The sequence below is a fragment of the Mesorhizobium sp. L-8-10 genome (assembly GCF_016756635.1).
In the GTDB taxonomy this organism is placed as follows: Bacteria; Pseudomonadota; Alphaproteobacteria; order Rhizobiales; family Rhizobiaceae.
This window is the reverse complement of record NZ_AP023263.1, coordinates 7,850,100-7,873,215: the sequence shown is the minus strand read 5'-3', so window position 1 is coordinate 7,873,215 and position 23,116 is coordinate 7,850,100. Positions and strand designations below refer to the sequence as shown.

The 23,116-nt window shown below is 64.9% G+C and carries 18 protein-coding genes; 14 read left to right on the top strand and 4 right to left on the bottom strand.

Annotation, left to right across the window (positions count from 1 at the left end):
* Positions 1–2: 2 nt before the first annotated feature.
* The 6 genes from JN280_RS36540 to JN280_RS36515 all read left to right on the top strand — a co-directional run bounded on the left by JN280_RS36540 (position 3) and on the right by JN280_RS36515 (position 7,066).
* On the top strand, positions 3–827 hold the full coding sequence (locus JN280_RS36540; RefSeq protein ID WP_202309052.1) for a carbohydrate ABC transporter permease: 825 nt from the start codon (positions 3–5) through the stop codon (positions 825–827).
* Positions 828–846: 19 nt separating this feature from the next.
* Positions 847–1,845, top strand: coding sequence for an ABC transporter ATP-binding protein (locus JN280_RS36535; protein ID WP_202309051.1), 999 nt, complete (start codon positions 847–849; stop codon positions 1,843–1,845).
* Complete coding sequence (locus JN280_RS36530) at positions 1,842–2,615, top strand: L-iditol 2-dehydrogenase (protein ID WP_202309050.1); 774 nt, start codon at positions 1,842–1,844, stop codon at positions 2,613–2,615. The genes JN280_RS36535 and JN280_RS36530 overlap by 4 nt, the downstream gene beginning before the upstream one ends.
* 610 nt (positions 2,616–3,225) lie before the next feature.
* On the top strand, positions 3,226–4,704 hold the full coding sequence (locus JN280_RS36525; protein WP_202309049.1) for a mannitol dehydrogenase family protein: 1,479 nt from the start codon (positions 3,226–3,228) through the stop codon (positions 4,702–4,704).
* Between the two features lie 92 nt (positions 4,705–4,796).
* Positions 4,797–5,477, top strand: a complete 681-nt coding sequence (locus JN280_RS36520; RefSeq protein WP_202309048.1) for an HAD family hydrolase — start codon at positions 4,797–4,799, stop codon at positions 5,475–5,477.
* Positions 5,474–7,066, top strand: a complete 1,593-nt coding sequence (locus JN280_RS36515) for an FGGY-family carbohydrate kinase (protein WP_202309047.1) — start codon at positions 5,474–5,476, stop codon at positions 7,064–7,066. Before JN280_RS36520 ends, JN280_RS36515 begins: the two co-directional genes overlap by 4 nt.
* Positions 7,067–7,277: 211 nt before the next feature.
* Here the strand turns inward: JN280_RS36515 and JN280_RS36510 are convergent, their stop codons facing one another.
* From JN280_RS36510 to JN280_RS36500, 3 genes are all read right to left on the bottom strand, one after another.
* Complete coding sequence (locus tag JN280_RS36510; RefSeq protein WP_202304435.1) at positions 7,278–8,228, bottom strand: IS110 family transposase; 951 nt, start codon at positions 8,226–8,228, stop codon at positions 7,278–7,280.
* Positions 8,229–8,468: 240 nt separating this feature from the next.
* Positions 8,469–10,448, bottom strand: coding sequence for a CHASE2 domain-containing protein (locus JN280_RS36505; RefSeq protein WP_202309046.1), 1,980 nt, complete (start codon positions 10,446–10,448; stop codon positions 8,469–8,471).
* The gene (locus tag JN280_RS36500) at positions 10,448–14,161 is read right to left on the bottom strand and encodes a FecR domain-containing protein (protein ID WP_202309045.1); all 3,714 of its coding nucleotides are present in this window, start codon (positions 14,159–14,161) and stop codon (positions 10,448–10,450) included. Before JN280_RS36500 ends, JN280_RS36505 begins: the two co-directional genes overlap by 1 nt.
* Between JN280_RS36500 and JN280_RS36495 the strand changes: the two genes are divergently transcribed.
* From JN280_RS36495 to JN280_RS36460, 8 genes are all read left to right on the top strand, one after another.
* On the top strand, positions 14,160–14,873 hold the full coding sequence (locus tag JN280_RS36495) for a Pycsar system effector family protein (RefSeq protein ID WP_342216146.1): 714 nt from the start codon (positions 14,160–14,162) through the stop codon (positions 14,871–14,873). The genes JN280_RS36500 and JN280_RS36495 overlap by 2 nt on opposite strands.
* Positions 14,874–14,994: 121 nt before the next feature.
* The gene (locus JN280_RS36490) at positions 14,995–16,029 is read left to right on the top strand and encodes a BMP family protein (protein ID WP_202309044.1); all 1,035 of its coding nucleotides are present in this window, start codon (positions 14,995–14,997) and stop codon (positions 16,027–16,029) included.
* 178 nt (positions 16,030–16,207) lie between these two features.
* Entirely contained in the window at positions 16,208–17,755 is a 1,548-nt protein-coding gene (locus JN280_RS36485) for an ABC transporter ATP-binding protein (RefSeq protein ID WP_202309043.1), read from the top strand.
* Positions 17,756–17,995: 240 nt separating this feature from the next.
* Positions 17,996–19,045, top strand: a complete 1,050-nt coding sequence (locus JN280_RS36480; RefSeq protein ID WP_202309042.1) for an ABC transporter permease — start codon at positions 17,996–17,998, stop codon at positions 19,043–19,045.
* A gap of 331 nt (positions 19,046–19,376) precedes the next feature.
* Positions 19,377–20,318: an ABC transporter permease gene (locus tag JN280_RS36475; RefSeq protein ID WP_202309041.1), complete on the top strand. Its 942-nt coding sequence runs from the start codon at positions 19,377–19,379 to the stop codon at positions 20,316–20,318.
* Complete coding sequence (locus JN280_RS36470; RefSeq protein WP_202309040.1) at positions 20,315–21,598, top strand: amidohydrolase family protein; 1,284 nt, start codon at positions 20,315–20,317, stop codon at positions 21,596–21,598. The genes JN280_RS36475 and JN280_RS36470 overlap by 4 nt, the downstream gene beginning before the upstream one ends.
* A gap of 54 nt (positions 21,599–21,652) precedes the next feature.
* Positions 21,653–21,967, top strand: a complete 315-nt coding sequence (locus tag JN280_RS36465; RefSeq protein WP_202309039.1) for a putative quinol monooxygenase — start codon at positions 21,653–21,655, stop codon at positions 21,965–21,967.
* Positions 21,968–22,186: 219 nt separating this feature from the next.
* Entirely contained in the window at positions 22,187–22,459 is a 273-nt protein-coding gene (locus tag JN280_RS36460; protein WP_202309038.1) for a hypothetical protein, read from the top strand.
* A gap of 125 nt (positions 22,460–22,584) precedes the next feature.
* Here JN280_RS36460 and JN280_RS36455 read toward each other — a convergent pair whose 3' ends face one another.
* Positions 22,585–23,082, bottom strand: coding sequence for a CAP domain-containing protein (locus JN280_RS36455; RefSeq protein WP_202309037.1), 498 nt, complete (start codon positions 23,080–23,082; stop codon positions 22,585–22,587).
* Positions 23,083–23,116: the final 34 nt, after the last annotated feature.

The window sequence follows — 23,116 nt, the reverse complement described above, 5'->3', positions numbered from 1 at the left end:
ACATGGCCCGCCGTGTCTCGACCAGAAGCAAAGCCGGTTTCACTGTGGCCGCCTGGGTGATCGCGCTGATCATCTTCTTTCCGATCCTCTACACGATCCTGACCTCCTTCAAGACGGAACCGGAGGCGATCGCAGGCTTCAGCCTGTTCCCCTCCGGGACCTTCGAAAATTACGTCGAGGTGCAGTCGCAGCGCGACTATTTCCGGCCCTTCATGAACTCCGTCTTCATCGCCGTGGGTTCGACGCTGCTGGCCCTGCTGGTCGCCATTCCGGCCGCCTGGTCCATGGCCTTCTCGCCGACCAAGAGGACCAAGGACATCCTGATGTGGATGCTCTCCACCAAGATGATGCCGGCCGTCGCGGTGCTTGTCCCCATCTACCTGATCTTCCGCGACTGGGGGCTGCTCGACACAAGGTTCGGGCTCACGGTCATGCTGATGCTGATCAATCTGCCGATCGTGGTGTGGATGCTCTACACCTATTTCCGCGAGATTCCGGGCGAGATCCTGGAGGCGGCGCGCATGGACGGCGCCTCGCTCCTGAACGAGATCGTCTATGTGCTGACGCCGATGGCCGTGCCGGGCATCGCCTCGACGATGCTGCTCAACATCATCCTCGCCTGGAACGAGGCATTCTGGACCATTCGCCTCACGACGACGAACGCCGCGCCGCTGACGGCATTCATCGCCTCGTTCTCCAGCCCGCAGGGCCTGTTCTGGGCGAAGCTGTCGGCGGCTTCGACGCTCGCCATCGCACCGATCCTGATCATGGGCTGGTTCTCGCAACGCCAGCTCGTACGCGGCCTGACTTTTGGCGCGGTCAAGTAGAGGCGGCGGGGAGGAAACCATGGGAAACATCAAGCTCGAAAGCGTGTCCAAGGCCTTTGGCGCCACGATCATCATCCCCAAGATCGATCTCGACATCGCCGACGGCGAGTTCGTGGTCTTCGTCGGCCCGTCGGGCTGCGGCAAGTCCACGCTGCTGCGGCTCATCGCGGGCCTCGAGGACACGACCGAGGGCAGGATCCTCATCGACGGCGCCGACGTCACCAACGCCGCGCCGGCCCGCCGCGGCCTCGCCATGGTGTTCCAGTCCTACGCGCTCTATCCGCATATGAGCGTCTACAACAACATCGCATTCCCCCTGAAGATGGCGGGCGAAGACAAGACCGCGATCGACAAGAAGGTCAGGGACGCGGCGCGGGTCCTCAACCTTGCCGACTATCTCGACCGCCGGCCCGGCCAGCTATCCGGCGGCCAGCGCCAGCGCGTCGCGATCGGCCGCGCCATCGTGCGCCAGCCCAAGGCCTTCCTCTTCGACGAGCCGCTGTCGAACCTCGATGCCGCCCTGCGCGGCACCATGCGGCTGGAGATCAGCGAGCTGCACCAGCAACTCGGGACGACCATGATCTATGTCACGCACGACCAGGTCGAGGCGATGACCATGGCCGACAAGATTGTGGTGCTCAACGCCGGCAATATCGAGCAGGTCGGCTCTCCGCTCGAGCTCTACCGCAGCCCGAAGAACCTCTTCGTCGCCGGCTTCATCGGTTCGCCGAAGATGAATTTCCTCAAAGGGCAGCCTGCGGCATCGCATGGCGCCGAAACCATCGGCATCCGGCCTGAGCATCTCGCGATCTCCACCAGCGCCGGCGAGTGGAAAGGCAAGGTCGGCGTGGCCGAGCATCTCGGCGCCGACACCTTCGTCCATGTCCATACCGACGGGCTCGGGACCCTCAATGTGAGGGCGCCAGGCGAAATCGGCATCGAGCATGGCCAGGACGTCTGGCTGACGCCCGATCCGGCGAAGATCCACCGCTTCGGAGCCGACGGGAGGGCCATGTGAGGCGCCTCGAAGGCAAATCGGCGCTGATATCAGGGGCGGCGCGCGGCATCGGTCGCGCTTTCGCGCAAGCCTATGTGCGTGAAGGCGCAACCGTTGCGATATCGGATATCGATCCGGAGGCGGCCGAGAGGACCGCGAAGGAGATCGGTACGGGCGCCTACGCCGTGCAACTCGACGTCACCGATCTCGGCTCGATCGATCGCGCCGTGAAGACCGCGGAGGAAAGGACAGGCGGGCTCGACATCCTCGTCAACAATGCCGCGCTCTTCGATCTCGCGCCGATCGTCGAGATATCCAGGGAAAGCTACGACCGGTTGTTCGCCGTCAATGTCGCCGGCACGCTGTTCATGCTGCAGGCCGCGGCCCGCTCCATGATCGCGCGGGGCAAGGGCGGCAGGATCATCAACATGGCGAGCCAGGCCGGACGCCGCGGCGAAGCGCTGGTCGCGGTCTATTGCGCCACCAAGGCGGCCGTCATCAGTCTCACCCAGTCGGCGGGGCTCGACCTCATCAAGCACGGCATCAACGTCAATGCGATCGCGCCCGGCGTCGTCGACGGCGAGCACTGGGACCATGTCGATTCCCTGTTCGCCAGATATGAGAACCGCGCGCCGGGCGAGAAGAAGAAGCTCGTGGGGGCAGCCGTCCCCTACGGGCGGATGGGCACGGCGCAGGATCTTGTCGGCATGGCGATTTTCCTGGCGAGCGCCGAAGCCGACTACATCGTCGCCCAGACCTACAATGTCGACGGCGGCAACTGGATGAGCTGAGGCATTGGCGACGATCGGTCTTCGCCCCGCTTGCGGGGAAGATGCCGGCAGGCAGATGAGCCGCGCCGTTTGGCGCGGGTCATAGAGGATGAAAGTGTGGATCCGTTGTCTGACTGAAACAAAACGGATTTCAGCGCCACTTTCGTGGCAAGGCGGAGAAGAAGCCGTGATATCGAGGCCTGATTTTTCGACCATCGCGAAATGCCCCTCATCCGGCTGCCCGTCCTCCGCAGCAGCTGCGGAGGGTGGACCGCCAGCTTCTCCCCGCAAGCGGGGAGAAGACGAAAGCCCGGGCTTGGCGGCGCTGTCAATCGCCTCGGTCGGTGATTGCGGAGGCGTACCCCTCATCCGACCGCGCTTCGCGCGGCCACCTTCTCCCACAAGGGGAGAAGGCGGGCGCCTGGCTTCGGCGGCACTGCCAATCACAAAGGTTGACGATTGGCCGAGGCGTTGTTGCAAGGTCTTGCCTTCTCCCCTTGTGGGAGAAGGTGGCCTCGCCCGTGAGGGCGAGGTCGGATGAGGGGCACGCCTCCGCAACCCACTCCCACCGTCGTCTCGCCGCAACGCCCGCCAAAGGCATCCGGGCCAATAGGACAAGGGACGTGACCAGATGGCCATCAAACTCTCATCCGCAGCCCTGAACCGGCTGTCCCCGAAGGTCGCCGTCCCGCGCTACGATCGTGCCGGGCTTACGGCCGGAATCCTGCATTTTGGCGTCGGCAATTTCCATCGCTCGCACCAGGCCGTCTATCTCGACGACCTCTTCAATGCCGGCATCGACCATGACTGGGCGATCGTCGGCGCCGGCGTGTTCGACGCCGAGAAGCCGGGGCGAGAGAAACTGGCCGAGCAGGACTGGCTGACCACCGTGGTCGAGCAGGACGGCGATCGGGTCGAGGCGCGCGTCACCGGGGCGATGGTCGACTATCTGATCCCGGGCGACACGGACACGATCATCGCGCGGCTGGCCGATCCCGCCATCCGTATCGCCTCGCTGACGATCACCGAAGGCGGTTACTTCATCGACCCGGCATCCGGGAGGTTCAACCCGTCACACCCCGATATCGTGCGCGATGCCGGAGATCCCGACCGGCCGAAGACGGTGTTCGGCCTGATCCTTGCCGGGCTGAAACGCCGGCGCGCCGAAGGTGTTGCGCCCTTCACCGTGATGTCCTGCGACAACATTCCCCATAACGGCCGCGTCACCTCGGATGCGGTATGCGGGCTGGCAGCCCTTGTCGATCCGGTCCTGGCGCGCTGGGTCGGCGATCACGTCTCGTTCCCGAACGGGATGGTCGATCGCATCACGCCTGCGACGAGCGCTCGCGAATGGGCGCAACTCGCATCCGACTTCGGCGTCGAGGACAACTGGCCCGTGTTTTGCGAGCCCTTCAGGCAATGGGTGCTGGAGGATCGGTTCGGCACAGGCCGCCCCGCGCTGGAAAGGGTCGGGGTGCAGTTCGTCGACGACGTCTCGCCTTTCGAACTGATGAAGATCCGCATCCTCAATGGCGGCCACGCGACGATCGCTTATCCGGCCGGCCTGATGGACATTGTCTTCGTCCATGAGGCGATGCAGGAGCCGCTGGTCAGGGGCTTCCTGGAGAAGCTGGAGCGTGACGAGATCATCCCGACGGTGCCGCCTGTTCCCGGTGTCGTGCTGGACGACTACTACCGGCTCATCGAACACCGCTTTGCAAATCCGAAGATCGGCGATACCGTTCGGCGGCTTTGCCTCGACGGGTCCAACCGTCAGCCGAAATTCATCATCCCCACGATAGCGGACAGGCTCCGCGCCGGAAAAAGCGTCGAGGGACTGGCGCTGGAGTCGGCGCTCTGGTGCCGCTACTGCTTTGGCTCCTCCGACAGCGGCGCCGAGATCGCCCCCAACGATCCCAACTGGACGCGTCTCCAGGATCGGGCGATGGCCGCGAAGGCCGACCCGGCGGCATGGCTCGCAATGGACGACATCTACGGCGAGGTCGGCAAGTCGCCGGTCTTCGCCTCGGCCTTTGCAAAACACCTCCGTGCTCTGTGGGCGCGGGGAACCCGCGAGACCCTGTTCGGCTATCTTGCCGGAACATCGTGAGGTGAGGGGACGGAGGCTGGACTTGGTGAACGGCTTCCGATACCCCGCTCCGGTGCCGCCGGCGGCACGGCACAACAGTTGAGCGCTATCCCGTGTCCGATCCCGAACTGATCATCTTCGACTGCGACGGGGTGCTCGTCGACAGCGAACCCATCTCAATCGGCGTTCTCCTCGAATATGTCGCTGGCCTGGGCGTGGCGATCGGCGAGGAGGCCGCCTACGACAAGTTCCTCGGCAAGAGCATGGCCACGATCACCGGGCTGCTACGGACGGAGTTCGGTCTCGGCATCACCGACGCCGATCTCGACCGGATCCGGGCGGCCGTCTATGCCCGCTTCGAGCGCGAGCTGCAGCCGATCCCGGGCATTCGCGATGCGCTTCTGGAGCTGGACGGCGCGCGCTGCGTCGCGTCGTCGAGCCAGCTGGAACGCATCCGGCTGTCGCTGGGCGTCACGGGACTGCTGGAATTGTTCGAGCCGCACATCTACAGTTCGACCATGGTGACGAAGGGCAAGCCGGCGCCGGATCTGTTCCTCCATGCCGCGAAGGAGATGGGCGTGGCCCCTTCGGGCTGCGTTGTCATCGAAGACAGTGCGGCCGGCGTCGAGGCAGCCAAGCGCGCGGGCATGCAGGTGCTTGCCTTCGCGGGCGGGTCGCATGCGGCGACGCCGGGCCTGCGGGCCGCCATCGCCGCGCTCCAGCCCGATGCGGTATTCCACGACATGAGCCTCTTGCCGGACATTCTGGCCGGCCGGCGGATGCGGCCGTCTTGAGCGAAGCCTTGCTCTGCGCGGTCGATGTCGGCACCGGCAGCGCCCGCGCGGGCATCTTCGACAGGAGCGGGCGGCTGCATGGCCGCGCTGAACGGCCCATTGCCATGAACCGGCCCGAGCCGGGCCATGCCGAGCATGATTCCGAGGACATCTGGTCGGCTGTCTGCGCCGCGGTCCGCGCTGCGCGGGACGATGCCGATGCGGCAGCCTCCGACATCGCCGGTATCGGGTTCGACGCCACCTGCTCGCTGGTCGTGCGGGGGCGACAAGGCGAGCAACTCGGGGTCTCGACGAGCGAAGAGGCGCGCTGGGACACGATCGCCTGGCTCGACCATCGCGCGATCGCCGAAGCCGAAGAATGCACGGCCAGCCGCCACCATGTGCTCGACTTTTCCGGCGGCGTCATGTCGCCAGAGATGCAGGCGCCGAAGCTCATGTGGCTGAAGCGCCATTTCCCCGGAACATGGGCGAATGCCGCCCGGTTCTTCGATCTTGCCGATTTCCTGACCCTCCGTGCCTCGGGCTCCGAGGCCCGTTCGCTCTGCACGCTCACCTGCAAATGGACCTATCTCGCCCATGAGCAGGACGGCTGGCGACAGGACTTCTTCGAGGAGATGGGGATTCCCGATCTTTTCGAACGCGGTGGCCTGCCCCGCCGGGCCACGCCGGCAGGCGCAGATCTCGGCCCATTGACCGAGGAAGCAGCGGCGGGGCTCGGCCTAACCAGGGCCTGCCGTGTTGCGGCCGGCATCGTCGATGCCTATGCCGGCGCGCTCGGCGTGCTGGGTGGTTTTGCCGGCGATGCCGCGGCCATGGAGCGGCATATGGCGCTGATCGCCGGCACTTCGAGTTGCGTCATGACCATGTCGCGCGGGCCGCGTCGCTTCCCCGGCTGCTGGGGTCCCTATTTCGGCGCGGCCCTGCCGGGCTTCTGGCTCACCGAAGGTGGCCAGTCGGCGACAGGCGCGCTGCTCGACCATCTCATCCGCTGGCGTGGCGGCGAACCCGATGCCGCCGCCCACGCCCGCATCGTGGAGCGGGTCATGGCGCTACGGGCGCGGGAGGGACTGGACCTCGCCGGCCGGCTTCATGTGCTGCCCGACTTTCACGGCAACCGCTCGCCCTTCGGCGATCCCAGCGCGCTTGGCGTGGTCAGCGGCCTGACGCTCGATACCTCCTTCGACAGCCTGTGCCGTCTCTACTGGCGCACGGCCGTCGCCATCGCGCTCGGCGTGCGCCACATCCTCGACGCGCTTCGCGACAACGGACACACGCCAGAGATTTTGCATGTCGGCGGCGGCCATTCGAGGAACCCGCTGCTGATGGAGCTCTATGCCGACGTCACCGGATGCAGGGTGGTCGAGCCGTCGGCGCAAGATGCTGTGTTGCTCGGCACCGCCATGCTGGCGGCGAGTGCCGCCGGCCTCTATCCCGATCTGGCTTCCGCTTGCTCCGCGATGCACCAAGGCGGAACCGAACGCCGGCCCGATCCCACCGCGCGCATCCGCTTCGACCGCGACTACCGCGTCTTCCTCGAAATGCACCGCCAGCGCCGGGTGCTGGACGAGATGACGACGCAGGGTGGCTGACCTGCATCGTAGGCGCTGGGCAACCCCTCATCCGACCTCGCCCTTTCGGGCGAGGCCACCTTCTCCCACAAGGGGAGAAGGCCGGAGCCAGGCTTTGCCAGCACTGCCAATCACCAACGTCGGCGATTGGCGGAAGCGTTGCAGCTGCGTCCCTTCTCCCCTTGTGGGAGAAGGTGGCCTCGCGAAGCGAGGTCGGATGAGCAACCATGATTCAGGCGCTGGCATTTTGAGGGTTCCACGGCGTTCCTCTGGCGAGGACAGCGTTGGCCATGTGGACCAGCTTTCTGGCGCAAGCGACGATCGCCTGTTTGTAGGTCTTGCCCGCGTCGACCAGGCGTTTCCTGAAGGCCACGAGGATCGGGTTCCAGTGGTTGGCGGCCGAGAAGGCCGCCATGTAGACGGCCTTGCGCAGCCGCCGGCGTCCACCCGCGATGCGGCGCTGTCCGGCATGGGTTCCACTGTCGTGGTCGAAGGGGGCCACGCCGACGAGCGCCGCCGCCTCGGCTCGGCTCAAGCGGCCGAGTTCAGGCATGCGCACGACGAAGACCAGGGCGGTGATCTCGCCCAGGCCGGGGATGCTCAGCAGCAGGGCGAACCGCTTGGCCAGATCGGCATGGGCCTTCACCTTTGCAATGAGCTTGGCGAGCTCCTTGGACTTGCGCTTGCTCAACCGCCGGATCTCGGCCTCGAGGTAGCGCCGATGCGCCGGATCGCTGAAGCGGTCACGCCGGGTCTCGTGCCGGGCAATGTCGTCGGTGAGGGCGTCGATCAGCGTCATGTGCTCCTGAAAGGCCGCCAGCCGCGGATCGGCCGCCGCGCCGCCGCTGCCCAGCGCCGCCGTGGCGGCGAGGATCAGATGGGCATCGATCGCATCATTCTTGGCACGGCGACCGCGAAAGATGCGATAGCCGTGGACCTGACGCGGATCGAAGACCTTGACCGCGAAGCCCACCACTTCGAGCGCCGCTCTGACGGCGGCTTCGTAGTTGCCGCTCGCCTCCATGCCGACCCGTTCGACCCCGGCCGCCGTCAGCCGCGCCGCCAGCCGGCGGTGGCCGGCGGCGTCGTTGGTCTCCACAAAACGCTGCCCGTCGAAAACGGCAACGTCGAGCTTGGCCTTGGAGACATCCACACCGGCGCATTTCATGCTAGTATCGTTCATCTTCGTCGACCCAACCTTGCGTTAATGCGAACCAGGGTGTTCAAGCAACCATCCGGGTCCGATGAAGAAAGTCGACTGCGATCACGCTCATCCTCAGCCAGCAACGGCTCAGGGGTTTCCGATCCGACAATCGACCGGCTCTGCAGGGGTGGCCACCCCTGCAGAGCCAACTCCTCATCCATAGCAGGATTTCCTCATACAAGGGGTACTTGCTGAAGCATAGCAAGACTATCGCTCACCTCACTTCCCCTGCAGCCGCGCCTGCATGATGCCGTAATAGTCCGCCAAGGCCGGCAGCCGCTGCGCCAGCCCGTCGAGCCGAGCCACCGCCTCCGCCGGGCGCCCGGCATAAAGATCGTCCAGGAATGACCGATGTTCGGCGCGGGCCGTGTCATCGGCCTCGGGCACGACCGTCGATACGGTCGCGGCTTCCGTCTTGCCCTTCACCAGCACGCGGTCCAGCTCGATCACGGAGAAATCGCCGGCCGCCCCTCGCGCCGTTCCCTCGCCGAGCAGGATGGGCACGCCGTAGGACTTGGTCTGGCCCTCCAGCCGCGCGGCGAGGTTCACGGGATCGCCGAGCACAGAATAGTTGAAGCGGATGTCGGAACCCATGTTGCCCACCACGCAGTCGCCGGTGTTCAGCCCCACGCCGATCGCCAGATGGATCGGCGTCATGCCGGCGGCTTCGGCCTCCGCGGCCAGTTCGGCATTGAGCCGGTCGACGGCCTTCAGCATGCCGAGCGCGGCGCCGACCGCGTGGGCCGCATGGTCGGCGTCGTCGAGTGGCGCATTCCAGAACGCCATGATGGCGTCGCCGATATATTTGTCGATCGTCCCGCCGGCTTCGAGTATTGCGGCCGAAAGCGGATTGAGCAGCCGGTTGATCAGCGCGGTGAGCCGTTGCGGATCGTCCTTCATGGACTCCGCTATGGTCGTGAAGCCGCGTATGTCGGAGAACAGGACGGTGATCGTCCGCTTCTGCCCGCCGAGCTGGAGCTGTGAGGGGTCGCTCGCCAGCCGTTCGACCATCACTGGCGACAGATATTGCGAGAAGGCGCGGGTGATTGTCCGGCGCATGCGCCGCTCGGCGGCGTAGTCGCGCGCGCCTTGCCCCGCTGCCACCGCGACGAAGGCGAGCGCCGGCGTCACCGGCGGCACGAAGACGCGGCCGAAACGCAGGAGCAGGAAACTTCCTGCTGCGCAAACGACGATCGCGCCGGCCACGGCCGCTATGGTGTGCCAGCCCGTGCCGCGCCAGACGGTGATGCCGGCAAGGGCCGCCGCGAGCGCCGCGACCGACAGCAGGGTCTCCGGCGAGATCGTGCGGATGAAGAGGCCGGCGCGCAGATTGTCCAATACCGTGGCATGGATCTCGGCCCCGGACATCAACCGCCCCGTCCGCAGCGTCTGCGAGGTCGGAAAGGCATCGGCCCCGCCGGCCTCCGTCGTCGGCGCCGACTGCATCGACAGGCCGACGATCACGGTCTTGCCCTCGAAATAGCCGTCCGGCAGGAACTCGGCCGGGGCAAGCGCCTGATAGTAGGAAACGGTAGGATAGCTGCGCGCGGGGCCGAAGGTCTGCAGCAGCGCGCCATGCGGCAGCGGCGTCGCCTCTTCTCTCCTCATTTCGAGAAGCACGGCTCCGAAGCTGTCGGGAAAACGCGGCACGGCCCGCAGCGTCCCGTCGGGGTCGAGCACGATCGAGGCGAGGCCCGATCTCGCGCCCCTGTCGGTGAACGCGGCCAGGGGCTCCACGCGCAGCGTCTGCGCGGCCTGCGCCGTCTCGATGCTGGTGAGGTCGCCGGCGAGCACCACATCGGGGCCGAGTGACGCGGCGAGGGCCGCATCGGCACCGGACCTGGGCGACGGTTCGGCGAAGATGACGTCGACCCCGATCACCTTGGCGCCGGCCTCGCGCAGCGCCGAGACCAGCCTGCCATGCAGGTCGCGCGGCCAGGGCCATTGCAGCCCGAACTCGGCGAAGGAAGGCTCGTCGATCGCGACGACGACCGGCCCGTCGGCGGGGCGCGGCGGCGGCGAAAGCGTGGAGAGATAGTCGAAGGCGCGAGCCTCCACCAACCGCCACGGGACGGTGAGCGACAGCGGCAAAAGCACGAAGAGGGTCGCAAAGGCGATCAGCACGATGCCGCGGCGGCGATCGTTCGGGTCGGAGACGGCGTTCTTCGGCGCGCCGGACGAGGTCCAGCGAGGCGACATCAGAAGCGGACCTTCAATGATCCGACGAGGGTTCGGCCCCAGCCTGGAACGCCCGTCGTTCCATCAATCGCCACGTCGAATTTCTGGTCCAGGATGTTGTAAGCCGCCAATTGGAGTTCGAGACGCTTGTCGAATGGTTCCCAGGTCAGGAATGCGTCCGTTGTCCAGTAGCCTTCAAGCCTGTCACCCACGGCATTGCCGGAACGCGATCCCACATAGGTCGCGGCGGCCGTGGCCTTCACATTCCATGGATTGACATAAGTCAGCCCGAACCTCGCCGTCGTCTCCGGTACGAATGGCAATGGCCCTCCAAATCCTAGGCTGATTGGATCCTGATTCTTCGAATCCGCATAAGCGAAAGTCGCGAATGCACCGAAGCCATGACCGAGCCAAGCATTTGCGGTAGCGCTCACGCGGTCGATACGGCCCTTGGTGAGATCGATGGAGCCGAATTGCGCCGGCTGATCGATTGATAGGCCATGAAGTTCCTGGTGCTGGTACTCGACGGTTGTGAAGAAGCGGCTGGTCCACTCGGCGTCCCACCGCGCAATGGTGCTGTCACTATAGCCACCAAGGCCCAGTGGAGCTTGATTGGACTGCAGTCCGAGGACCCCGATGGGTGCGAGCGTTGTCGAGCCCACAAGCATCGTCTCGCGGAGGAAGCCGGCGCGTAGCCAATGTCCGTCGGCGGGAGACCAACTGATCCCCAGTCGGGGCTCGAGCCTGTTGATTTCGATGGAGCCGCCGCTGATGAATATGCCGGAGAGCCCTCCGTCGATTTGCAGACCAGGAGAGAGCCCATACAAAACGTCGAGATACGTGCGGCCAACTCCGGCGGTTCCTGCCGCTTTCTCATCCAGAAGCTGGATCGGCGGTATGATAGGGAAATCGGGAAACGAAAGAAACGTGCTGCGAGAATAGTCCAGATCTATGATACCTCCCTCCGCTCCGTAGCGGATCACTGCATCGCCGACCCCAAGCATATGATTTGCGGCGATCAGGTAGGCACTTTGGTTGTTTGACTCGTTGTCTAGGATTCGCACATTTGCTGCGGTCCCGGTATCAGGGTCGATTTGCGGGAACGCGCGTATCTTATCTTGTTTCCTGTCGAGGTTGCTTGCAAATACGGCAACGCTTGCCACGTTGCGGTAGCCGAAAGTATGGCTCCAGGCTGCCGCCCCGGTCGAAAGTCGAGAGTCGGATTCGTCGGCAAATTCCACGAGCACTCCGGGTGGTATAATTCCCGGAGCTAGATTTCCCTCATATCGCTGATCACTCGATGTCACATTGAAATACGTAACAATTCGATCGTTTGGTGTCGGGCTGGCAGTCACGAATCCGGACCCGCTTAGGAGCTTGTAATTCGTATCGAGAGATGAACCGATCAGGATCGGCTCCGATGGGTTGTTTAACGGTCTTTGCTCCGAATCTTCTTGGGCGCTGAACTGCAGGAACGTGGTCCACGGCACTGGTGTGGCTGAATACGAACGCAACTCCGCTTCAGTGTTCCACCCCCAATTGCCGCCGCTGTTCGTAAAGCCGCCACCGAGCGCGCTTTCGAAGAAGGGTTTGCGATAGAGATAGATACCTCGCTCAGGTGCCGAGAGCATCTGGGGGTCGAGCATCAGGCCCTGAAAGAATGATGAGAAGCCCGGCAGGCCAGGTACAGGTTCAGCCTGTATCGAGCCAAAGTCCGGCTGATTCGCAAATGGGTCTGCGCTGCCCGCAAGCGCTTGGTCGACATAGCCGCTTGCCGTAAAGGGGTCGAAGACGATGTCGCCGTAATAGCGACCCCAGGCATCGAGGCCTTGCAGGCGGAAAGCATCGTTGACTGTCGAACCGGCATCTTTGTTGGCGCTGAGCGGTGCATACGCGCCACCCCGTGCCCGCGACCGTCTCAACGTCTCCTGGGCGCTCAGGATCGCTCGGTCGGAATCGTAGTCGTCTATCGCAACTACGGTAGCCATGTTCGATATGACCGGATCATTCGGGTCGAGTCGGTCGGCATTCTCCAAAGCCTGCTCTCCGGCCTCCTGATCGCCCTTCTCGAAATAGCCACCGGCAAGAAGCAAAAGCGCCTGCGCATAAGCCGGATTGGCCGTTGAGCCTGCGAGCAGGTCCTGCATGGCCTTGTCCATCTCGCCGGTCTGCAGATAGTAGCGGCCGCGCGCGACGAGGCCGATGTCGAAGGAGGGGTCGACCGCGATCGCCTTGTCGATCAGCGCCTTGGCTTCCTCTACCCGATCCTGGTCGAGATAGATGAAGGCTAGATTGGCGTAGGCTACCGGGTCGTTGGGCTCGAGCTCAATGGCGCGCTTCAGCGCCGCCTCCGACTCGCGTTCAGCGTCGCGTTCGCTTTGCAGATTCCCGAGCGCGTTCCAAATGGTCACCGAGCCGGGCGCAATCGCAGTGGCGCGTTCGAGGTCGGCGAGCGCACCGTCCAGATCGCTCTTGATGCCGGCCTTGTAAGTGGCGCGCGCCTCCAATGCCGTGGGTTCGTCCGGATCGAGCGTCAGCGCCCGCTCGACAGCTGCTTCCACCTGCTCGCGATCGTCGAGCAGAATGGCGATCTGTGCCCGGTAAGCTGGCAATGTCGGGTCGTCGGGATATTGCGCCTCGGCGCGCCGCAGCACTTCCGTCGCACTCTTCAGGTCCTTGAGGAAGCCGGCGGCCCATGCTTCGGCCAGGGCTGCCTGAGGCCCGCCGCCGCGAATGACGGGCGGCTGCTCGACATGGTCCGGACTAGCAAGTGCGCGCGCGAAGTAACCTCCGTAGAGTGCGACGGCGCGGCGTCTCGCGTCGAGTCTGGTGGCGGCCTGTTCGAACAGCCGCGCCGCCTCGGCATATTGCTGATCTGCGCCCGCCATGAGGGCGTCGATCAGATCGAGGCGTGCCTTCTGTCCCGCCGTCAGCCGAAAGGTGCGCGCCTGCGCGGCGGCGGCCTGTGCGGCCTGCCTGCCGTCATAGGTGAGCGATACCTCGGCGAGAACCAGCCAGTCCTCCGCGCTGCGTGCGCTTTCCGGCTTGGCCGATATCCGATCACGCTCGGCCCGCATATCAGTAGAAGAGAGCGGCGATGCGGGTATCGAGGCGAAGGACTGGCGCAGGGTCAGATAATAGAGCATCTGCTCGCGGTCCTTCGGCGCGACGATGACCACCTTGGTGGGCGCCTGGCCGATGCGCGCAACCGCCGCCTCGCCCTGGGCGATGCGAACCGAGCCCAACTCGTTGGAGAGTTCGACCACGCCTTCCAGCACGATCAGCGAGGTCTTGTCGCCTTCGACCGTCATGGTCCAGTCGGTGCCGCGGATCGCCGCGGCGGCGGCCGGCGTCTCGACCGTCAGGCCGGCGCCGCCACGCTGCGCGCGCGCCCAGATCGTGCCCGACTGCAGCATGAACTCGCTGTCCGAGGCGTCGCCGACTTTCTTCACGACCAGCGTCGTGTTGCGGCCCATGCGCAGTTGGGTGTCGTCTGCGAACAATATTGCAAGGTGGCCATAGGCGTTGGTGCGCAATTCGTCGCCGGCGAGCAGGTTCTGCCTGATGTCGACGCCGCGCCAACCGGCGAGATCGATGAACTGGACCTCTTCGCCCGACTTGCGGGCTATGACCGACCCTGCGGCCGGCTGCGATCGCGGGAAGATCTCGGCATGCGCCGATACCATACACCCCAGCACCGCAAGTGCTGCCACCCCCGCCCGAAACTTGCGCATGTCTTTTTCTTTTTCTTGTGCCGCCTCTCGGGTCGAGGATATGTGTGCAAATCGATTGGAGTGTCAAGTTTTCATTGGCGACGGCTCGACGCTTCGGCAACAAAGCGCTCAAAATTTGGGCAACGGACATTTCATCATGGATATCGAACAAGTCGAATCGACTCTACCTGAAGTAGCCGAAGCGGAGGCTGCTGAAGAATCGTCCGAGCCAAAACTCTATCTTGACCACCTTAAGAAGATAAACGACGTATTCTACGACCAGATCCGGATCGCCGACCAGAAGGCGGCTTACATATTCACCTTCATGATTGCCTTCCTCGTTTCCTCGGCCGAAGGCAGGGGGGTTTTTACGCTCAACCGCTACTTGAACGGCGATCCGCTGGTCATCGTCTTCTCCGCGGCGCTGGCGATCTCGGCCGTCGTCTCTATGGTTTCGGCGATCCTGGTCGTGCTGCCGCGCCACCGCACCACGTCGACCTCGCTCTATTGGGGCGGCTGGCCGGCGAATCGCGAGGCGTTCCTCGCCGCACACAATGGCGGCGACAAGCCCGACTATCTGTTCCGCGAATATCTGGGCAATGTCGACAACCTCTCGGCCATCAACCGCTCGAAATACGGTCACGTCGGTCGGGCCTTCCGCGGGCTCATCGTCACGGTGGTGTCCTATGTGCTGCTGCTGGCTTCCGGCGCGGCGTCCGGCGGCGGCTTCTGATCATTCGGCCGGGGAAGAGAGGGACGCCGCATTGCCGGTGCGGCGGATTTCGCCTAACCTTGACCAGACGATAAAAAGCTTCGCCAAGAAGACATCGGACAAGCCAGAGGGTCGAACAATCATGAGACTGCAATCAGGACAACGTCCTTTTCTTCCGTCGCGCCGCGCCGTGCTGAAAGCCGCGGGCGCCGGTACCGCCCTTGCCGCATTCGGCGGCCTGCCGGGCCGACTGCTGGCCGCCGATCCCATCAAGGTCGCGGCGATCTACACCGTGCCGGTCGAACAGCAATGGGTGAGCCGCATCCACAAGGCCGCGAATGCAGCCAAGGATCGCGGCGACATCGAATATGTCTATTCGGAGAACACGTCCAACAACGACTATGAGCGCGTGATGCGCGAATATTGCGAGGCCGGCCACAAGCTGATCGTCGGCGAGGTCTTCGGCGTGGAGGACGCCGCGCGCTCCGTCGCCAAGGACTATCCCGATATCGCCTTCCTGGAAGGATCGAGCTTCAAGCCGGACGCGGCCCTGCCCAACTTCGCCGTCTTCGACAACTACATCCAGGACGCTTCCTACCTGTCGGGCATCATCGCCGGCGCCATGACGAAGTCGAAGAACATCGGCATGGTCGGCGGCTATCCCATTCCCGAAGTGAACCGGCTGATGAACGCCTTCATGGCGGGTGTGAAGGAGAGCGCCCCCGACGCGAAGTTCCAGGTGTCCTTCATCGGCTCCTGGTTCGATCCGCCCAAGGCCAAGGAGACGGCCTTTGCCCAGATCGACGGCGGCGCCGACCTGCTCTATGCCGAGCGTTTCGGCGTTTCGGATGCGGCGAAGGAGAAGGGCGTGCTGGCCATCGGCAATGTCATCGATACCCAGGCCGACTATCCCGAAACGGTCGTCGCTTCTGCGCTGTGGCATTTCGAGCCGACCCTCGACAAGGCCATCGCCGAGGTCAAGGCCGGCACTTTCAAGGCCGACGATTACGGCGTCTATTCCTTCATGAAGAACGGCGGCTGCTCGCTCGCGCCGCTCGGCACCTTCGAGGGCAAGGTGCCCGATGCGGTGAAGGCCAAGGTGGCCGAGAAGGAGAAGGCCATCAAGGACGGCTCCTTCACCGTGGAGATCAATGACGGCGAGCCGAAGTCGGGCTGAGCACCTCTTCCCTTCTCCCCGTCAACGGGAAGAAGGTGGCCCGAAGGGCCGGATGAGGGGTGGCATCGAGCTCCGACGCTGCTTCTCATCTGCCTGCCGGCATCGTATCCCCGTCTGTGGGAACTGACGGATGTGATGTTGGGCAGACCCTCGAATATTCGACCCGCCCAGGAACTTGATGGAAACTCCCGGCTCACAAGCAGGCACCGACCCGGCTCCCGTCCTGCGTCTCTCCGGCGTAACCAAGCGTTTCGGCACGCTCGTCGCCAACGACGCGATCTCCTTCGACCTGAAACAGGGCGAGGTGGTCGCCCTGCTGGGCGAGAACGGCGCCGGCAAGACGACGCTGATGAACATCCTGTTCGGGCACTACGTGGCCGACGAAGGCGCGGTCGAGGCCTTCGGCAGGAGCCTTCCGCCGGGCGATCCCAAGGCGGCCCTGTCGGCCGGCATCGGCATGGTGCATCAGCATTTCACCCTGGCCGACAACATGACCGTGATGGAGAACATCGCGCTCGGCACCGAGGCGTTGTGGCGCCCCCGGCTGGACCGTGGCGCCGCCCGTAGGCGCATCCGCCAGCTCTCCGCCGATTTCGGCCTGGCGGTCGATCCCGACGCGACGGTCGCGACGCTGTCGGTCGGGGAGCGCCAGCGTGTCGAGATACTCAAGGCGCTCTATCGCGATGCGCGCATACTGATCCTCGACGAGCCGACGGCTGTGCTGACGCCGGGTGAGACCGAGGCTCTGTTCGGTACGCTGAAGCTGCTCGTCGCCAGGGGCCTGTCCATCATCTTCATCTCGCACAAGCTGCATGAGGTGATGGCCGTGAGCGACCGCGTTCTGGTGCTGCGCGCAGGCAGGCTCGCGGGAGAGCGCGCCACGGCTGCCACCAGCCGCTCGGAACTGGCCGCTCTGATGGTCGGGCAGGAGGTCGTCTCGCCTCCGGTGACCCCGGTGCGCCGCGGCGCGGCGCTGCTTTCGCTTCACCAGGTCTCGACCGCCTCTGCGGGTACGGGCGCCCGTCTCGACGGCGTGTCGATGACGCTTCTGGGCGGCGAGATCATGGGCCTCGCCGGGGTCTCGGGCAACGGCCAGTCGGCGCTCGCCGGGCTGATCGCCGGAACCCTGCGGCCCTCGGCGGGCCGGATCGCCGTCAACGGCGCCGAGCCGCGCGACTGGTCGCCGCGGGCCGCGCTCGACAGCGGCGTCGCGCGCATACCGGAGGATCGCCACGCGGTGGGCACGATCGCCGATATGAGCGTCGCCGAGAACGTGATCTCGGAGCGCTATCGCTCGGTGCGTTTCAGCCGCCGCGGCCTCCTCGACTGGGGTGCAGCGCGCGATTTTGCCGCCGGCCTCATCCGCGACTACGACGTCAAATGCCCGTCGCCGGAAACGCGCATCAGGCTCCTGTCCGGCGGCAACATGCAAAAACTCATCCTCGGCCGGGCGCTCGATCCGGAACCATCGATCATCCTCGCAAACCAGCCGACGCGCGGCCTCGATGTCGGCGCCGTCGCCTATGTGCACCGAAGGCTGCTGGAGGCGCGGGAGCGCGGCGCGGCGATCCTGCTGATCTCGGAAGACCTGGAGGAGATCCTGGCGCTGTCCGACCGCATCGCGGTCATCTCCAAGGGCCGGCTGTCGACGCCGTCGGCGCGAGGTGAACGCTCGATCCGGGAACTGGGGGAACTGATGGCGGGACATTCGGAGGCGGCGGCGTGAGACGTTCTCCTGGGATCGCCAGCACCTTGCGGCGTACCCCTCATCCGACCTCGCTTCGCGAGGCCACCTTCTCCCACAAGGGGAGAAGGGCGGGGCCCAGTTTTGCCGGAATTGCAAATCACCGGCGTTTGCGATTGACCGATACGCTGCTGCAGGCGTTCCCTTCTCCCCTTGTGGGAGAAGGTGGCCGCGCTTCGCGCGGTCGGATGAGGGGTACGCCGAGACCAGCCGGAGCGAACCATGCGCCTTGAGCCGAAACCCGCGCCGTCGCTCGCCGTCCTCCTGCTGTTCCCGCTCGGCGCGATCGTGGCGACGCTGGTCTTCACGTCGCTTCTGGTGCTCGCCGCCGGCGCATCGCCGTTTTCGGTCCTCTATCTCGTCGCCAGGGGAGCGGTGGGCTCGCAATTCGCCGCGCTGGAGACGCTCACCCGGGCGACGCCGCTGATCTTCACCGGGCTCGCGGTCGCGGTCGCCTTCCGCGCGAAGCTCTGGAACATCGGCGCCGAAGCGCAGCTCTATGTCGGCGCGGTGGTCACGGTCGTGCTCGGCACCGGCGCTCTGCCGTTGCCGTCTGTACTGCTCCTGCCCGTCATCGCCGTTTCGGCCATGGCGGCCGGCGCGCTGCTGCTGCTCGGGCCGGCATTGCTCAAGACCCGCTTCGGCGTCGACGAAGTGGTGACGACGCTGCTTCTCAACTTCATCGTGCTGCTCTTCGTTTCCATGCTGCTGGAAGGCCCGCTGAAGGATCCGACCGGGCTCGGCTGGCCGCAATCCTCGAAGGTGATCGCCGATGCGCAACTGCCCCGGATCATCCGGGGCAAGCGCCTGCATTACGGCTTCGTGCTGGCGCTCATCGCTTCCGTGGCGATCTGGGTGGTCATGAAGAAGACGGTGCTGGGCTACGAGATGCGTGCCGTCGGCCACAATCCGGAAGCGGCGCGTTTTGCCGGCATACCGGTCAATCCGGTGCTGATGAAGACCGCGATGCTGTCCGGAGGGCTCGCCGCCCTTGCCGGCTTCTCCGAAGTTGCAGGCCTCAAGGGCAACCTCACGCTCGACCTGTCGCCGGGCTACGGCTATTCCGGCATCGTCGTGGCCATGCTTGCCATGCTCAACCCGCTCGGCGTCGTCCTGTCGGCAATCTTCGTCGCCGGCATCTTCGTCGGCGCCGACGCGATGAGCCGCTCGGCCGGGGTGCCGAGCTACATCGCCGACGTCATGACCGCGACCGCGCTGCTCACCATGGTGACGGCGATCCTGCTGACGCGGTTCAGGATAAAATGGAGGTGAGGATGTCGGCGTCGAGAGCACCCCTCATCCGGCCGGCGTCGGGCGCCATCCTGGATGAAAGTGCCACGTATCTTCGTACCCCTCTCTGTCCTGCCGGACATCTCCCCCACAAGGGGGGAGACTGGCCGGCCGCTTGGGTTTCGCCAATCGTCAACGTCGCAGGACGAATGCCGTCATCGATGACAGCCACTCTCCCCCCTTGTGGGGGAGATGTCCGGCAGGACGGAGAGGGGTATCTGGCAAAGCCTTATCCGACTGAAATCAAAAGGCTTTCCGTTCTACTTTCATGGCAGGGGTTGCCAGGCGCTTCGCTGTCAGAGGACGCCGCCTGATGGAAGCCCTCGAAATCCTCTTCACCGCCTCCTTCTGGGTCGCCGCGATCCGCATCGCCTCGCCGCTGATCTTCGCCACCATGGGCGAGCTGATCTGCGAGCGTGCCGGCGTGCTCAATCTCGGGATCGAGGGCATCATGACCGTCGGCGCCTTCGCCGGCTGGTTCACAGTCTATTCCGGGGGCGATCTCTGGACGGGCGTCGTCGTCGCCGCTCTCGCCGGCGCGATGTTCGGTCTGCTTCACGCCGTGCTCACCGTGCCGCTCGGCCTGTCGCAGCATGTGGTGGGGATCGGCGTGACCCTGCTCGCCACGAGCCTCACCTACTTCACCTACAGGCTGGCGCTTCCCGAGGTCACCTCGCCGCCGAAGATCGAGCCTTTCCAGCCCTGGCCTATCCCCGGACTTTCCGCCATCCCGGTGCTCGGCGAAGCGCTGTTCTCGCAGACGCCGCTCACCTATCTCGCCTTCCTGAGCGTCGGCGTCGTCGCCTGGGCGCTCTATCGCACGCCGCTCGGCCTCGCTCTGCGCGCGGCCGGGGAAAACCCCTCGGCCGTGGAGGCGCAGGGCATCAGCGTCAGCGGCATCCGCATGCGTGCGGTGGTGGCCGGCTCCGCGATGATGGCGGTCGGCGGCGCCTTCCTCACCATGTCGGCCTTCAATTCCTTCTTCTTCGAGATGATCAACGGCCGCGGCTGGATTTGCATCGCGCTGGTCGTATTCGGCTCGTGGCGGCCGGGCAAAGCGCTGCTCGGCGCGATCCTGTTCGCCGCCTTCGATGCCTATCAGATCAGGCTGCAGCAGCTCTCCGGCGGCGTCGTGCCTTACCAGATCTTCCTGATGATGCCCTATGCCCTGTCGATCCTGGCCTTGATCCTGGTGGCGCGCCGCGCGACCTATCCCAAGGCCCTGATGATCCCGTACCAGAAAGGCGAGCGATGAGTTTCGACATTATCGTCAAGGGTGGCACGCTGCCCGACGGCAGGACCGCCGATATCGGCATCCGCGGGGACCGGATCGCCGCGATCGAGGAGAACATAGCCGCGGAGGCGGGCAGGGTGGTCGATGCGAGCGGCGACCTTGTCTCGCCGCCTTTCGTCGATCCGCATTTCCACATGGATGCCACGCTTTCCTACGGCATTCCGCGCATCAACGCCTCGGGCACGCTGCTGGAGGGCATCGCGCTGTGGGGCGAACTCAAGCCGCAGCTCACCCACGAAGCCGTGCGCGAGCGCGCGCTCGCCTATTGCGACTGGGCGGTGTCGATGGGACTGCTCGCCATCCGCACGCATGTCGACGTCTGCGACGACCGGCTGCTCGCGGTCGAGGCCCTGCTGGAGGTGAAAAAGACAGTCGCGCCCTATATCGACCTCCAGCTCGTCGCCTTCCCCCAGGACGGGCTCTACCGTTTCGCGACGGCGCGGCAGAACACCGTCCGCGCGCTCGACATGGGCGTCGACGTCGTCGGCGGCATACCGCATTTCGAGCGCACGATGGAGGACGGCCGGCGCTCCGTCACCGAGCTCTGCGAGATCGCGGCCGCGCGCGGCCTCATGGTCGATATGCATTGCGACGAGACGGACGACCCGCATTCGCGCCATATCGAGCAGCTGGCCTATGAGACGCAGCGGCTCGGGCTGCAGGGCAGGGTGGCCGGGTCGCATCTCACCTCCATGCATTCCATGGACAATTATTACGTCTCGAAGCTCCTGCCGCTCATCGCCGAGGCCGAGGTCTCGGCGATCCCCAATCCGCTGATCAACATCATGCTGCAGGGCCGCCACGACACCTACCCGAAGCGGCGCGGGCTCACGCGCGTTCCCGAGATGCTGCGCCATGGCATCCGCGTCGGCTGGGGCCAGGATTGCGTCCTCGACCCCTGGTATTCGCTCGGCGCCGCCGACATGCTCGACGTGGCCTTCATGGGGCTTCATGTCGCGCAGATGTCGAGCCCGGCCGACATGCGGCGCTGCTTCGACATGGTCACCAACGTCAATGCCGCGATCATGGGGCTCGACGACTACGGGCTGGCCGCCGGCAGGAAGGCGAGCCTGGTGGTGCTCGATGCCGGCGACCCCATCGAGGCCTTGCGGCTGCGCGCGGAGCGGCTTTGCGTCATCGCCGGAGGCAAGGTCGTCGCGGAACGCACGAAGCAGAAGACGCGGCTTTCCCTGGCAGGGCGGCCGTCCGACGTGACGCGGCGCCATGTCGTGCCGTACTGATTGAGCGTTGTGCCAGGCGGGGGAGCGCGGCTCCACAAGAAGCGGAGCGACTCGATGATCGTCAGGATCGCCGAACTGGAAATAGACCCGGATCGCATCGACGCCTACACCGCATTGCTGGCGGAAGAAATCGAGGCCTCGGTTCGGCTCGAGCCCGGGGTGATGTTCCTTTTCGCGGTGTCGGTGAAGGAGAGCCGAAATGCGGTGCGCGTGATCGAAGGCTACGCCGACCAGGCTGCCTATCAGGCTCATTTGGCCACAGCGCACTTTCTCAAATACAAGACGCAAACGGCAGACATGGTGACATCGCTTCGGCTGATCGAAACCGACCCCATTGCAATCGAAGCCAAGAATCCGATCTCAGGCTGAGACATTGCCTGCATTGCCTGTCCTCGCCTTGCTCGCGCCGCAAGGCAAGCTTTGATAGAATTCTGGCTTTGATGGAATTCTCGGGGCTGGCGAATTTGCCAGGCGTCCCTGCGATGCGCGGGAACCTCATCCTGAGGAGCGAGTTTCGACGCAGGGACTATCCGGCATTGCAGCAAACTATACAATGCATGTCATGTTTGCCGTGAGGAGATTCGGGAGATGTGGCGCAGGATCCTTGTCCTTTCAGCGATCGCGGGGTTCTCCAGCGGTTGCATGACCGCGGAGGAGCGTCGCGCGGCGGACGAGGCGAAATGCCGTTCCTATGGCTTCACGAAACGCAATGACGCCTTTGCCGAATGCATGCAGAGGATCGACCTCAACCGCAGCGCGGACCAGCGCGCCGCCATGTATGATCAATGGCCGTGGGGGCGCCCGGTGGTGATCTACGGAGCGCCGCCCATTGCAGTGAAGAAACTCCCGAAGAAACAGTAGGCGGCAGTTGCAAGATTGGCGCCAGCCTTTGATCGTCGGTGCTGCCCTGCCATGAAAGCAGCGCCGAAAACCGTTTTGCTTCAGTCGGATGAGGGGCGAGCCGCAAACCGTCGAAAATGATGTTGTTATCGCCCCAGTACCAATGCCCAGTAGCGCTTGTGCGTGTCCTTGGCCTCCCGCGCATAAGCGAGGCCGAAGCGCGAGAAGCGTGGGTCGAGCATGTTCCGCCGATGGCCGCTGGAGTTCATCCAGCGCGTGAACAGCTCGGCCGGCTCCATGCCGCCATGGGCGATGTTCTCGGCTGCCGCGCCGTCGATGCCGTTGTCCTTCATGCGTGAGGCAAAATCCTTGCCCCAGCCGGTCGTGTGCTCCATCCGGCCGCTCCTGGCCATGTAGCCGGCCTGCTGCAGCGCGGCGCGTTCGAGCGTGGGGTCGGAATGCAGCGGCGGCAGGCCGTGTTCGGAGCGGATCGAGGTCAGATAGGTCGCACCGGATTTCGCATCTCCGGCCGTCTCGCCGATATCGAGCACGCTCTGGCATGCCGTCAGCGACAGCACCAGGGAGGCGCTGCCTGTCTTGATCAGCCAGCGCCGATCGGCGTCCTTCAGCCTTTTGACCTGCATCGCGATTCCAGGCTTTCCATCGTTTGAGGCGCGA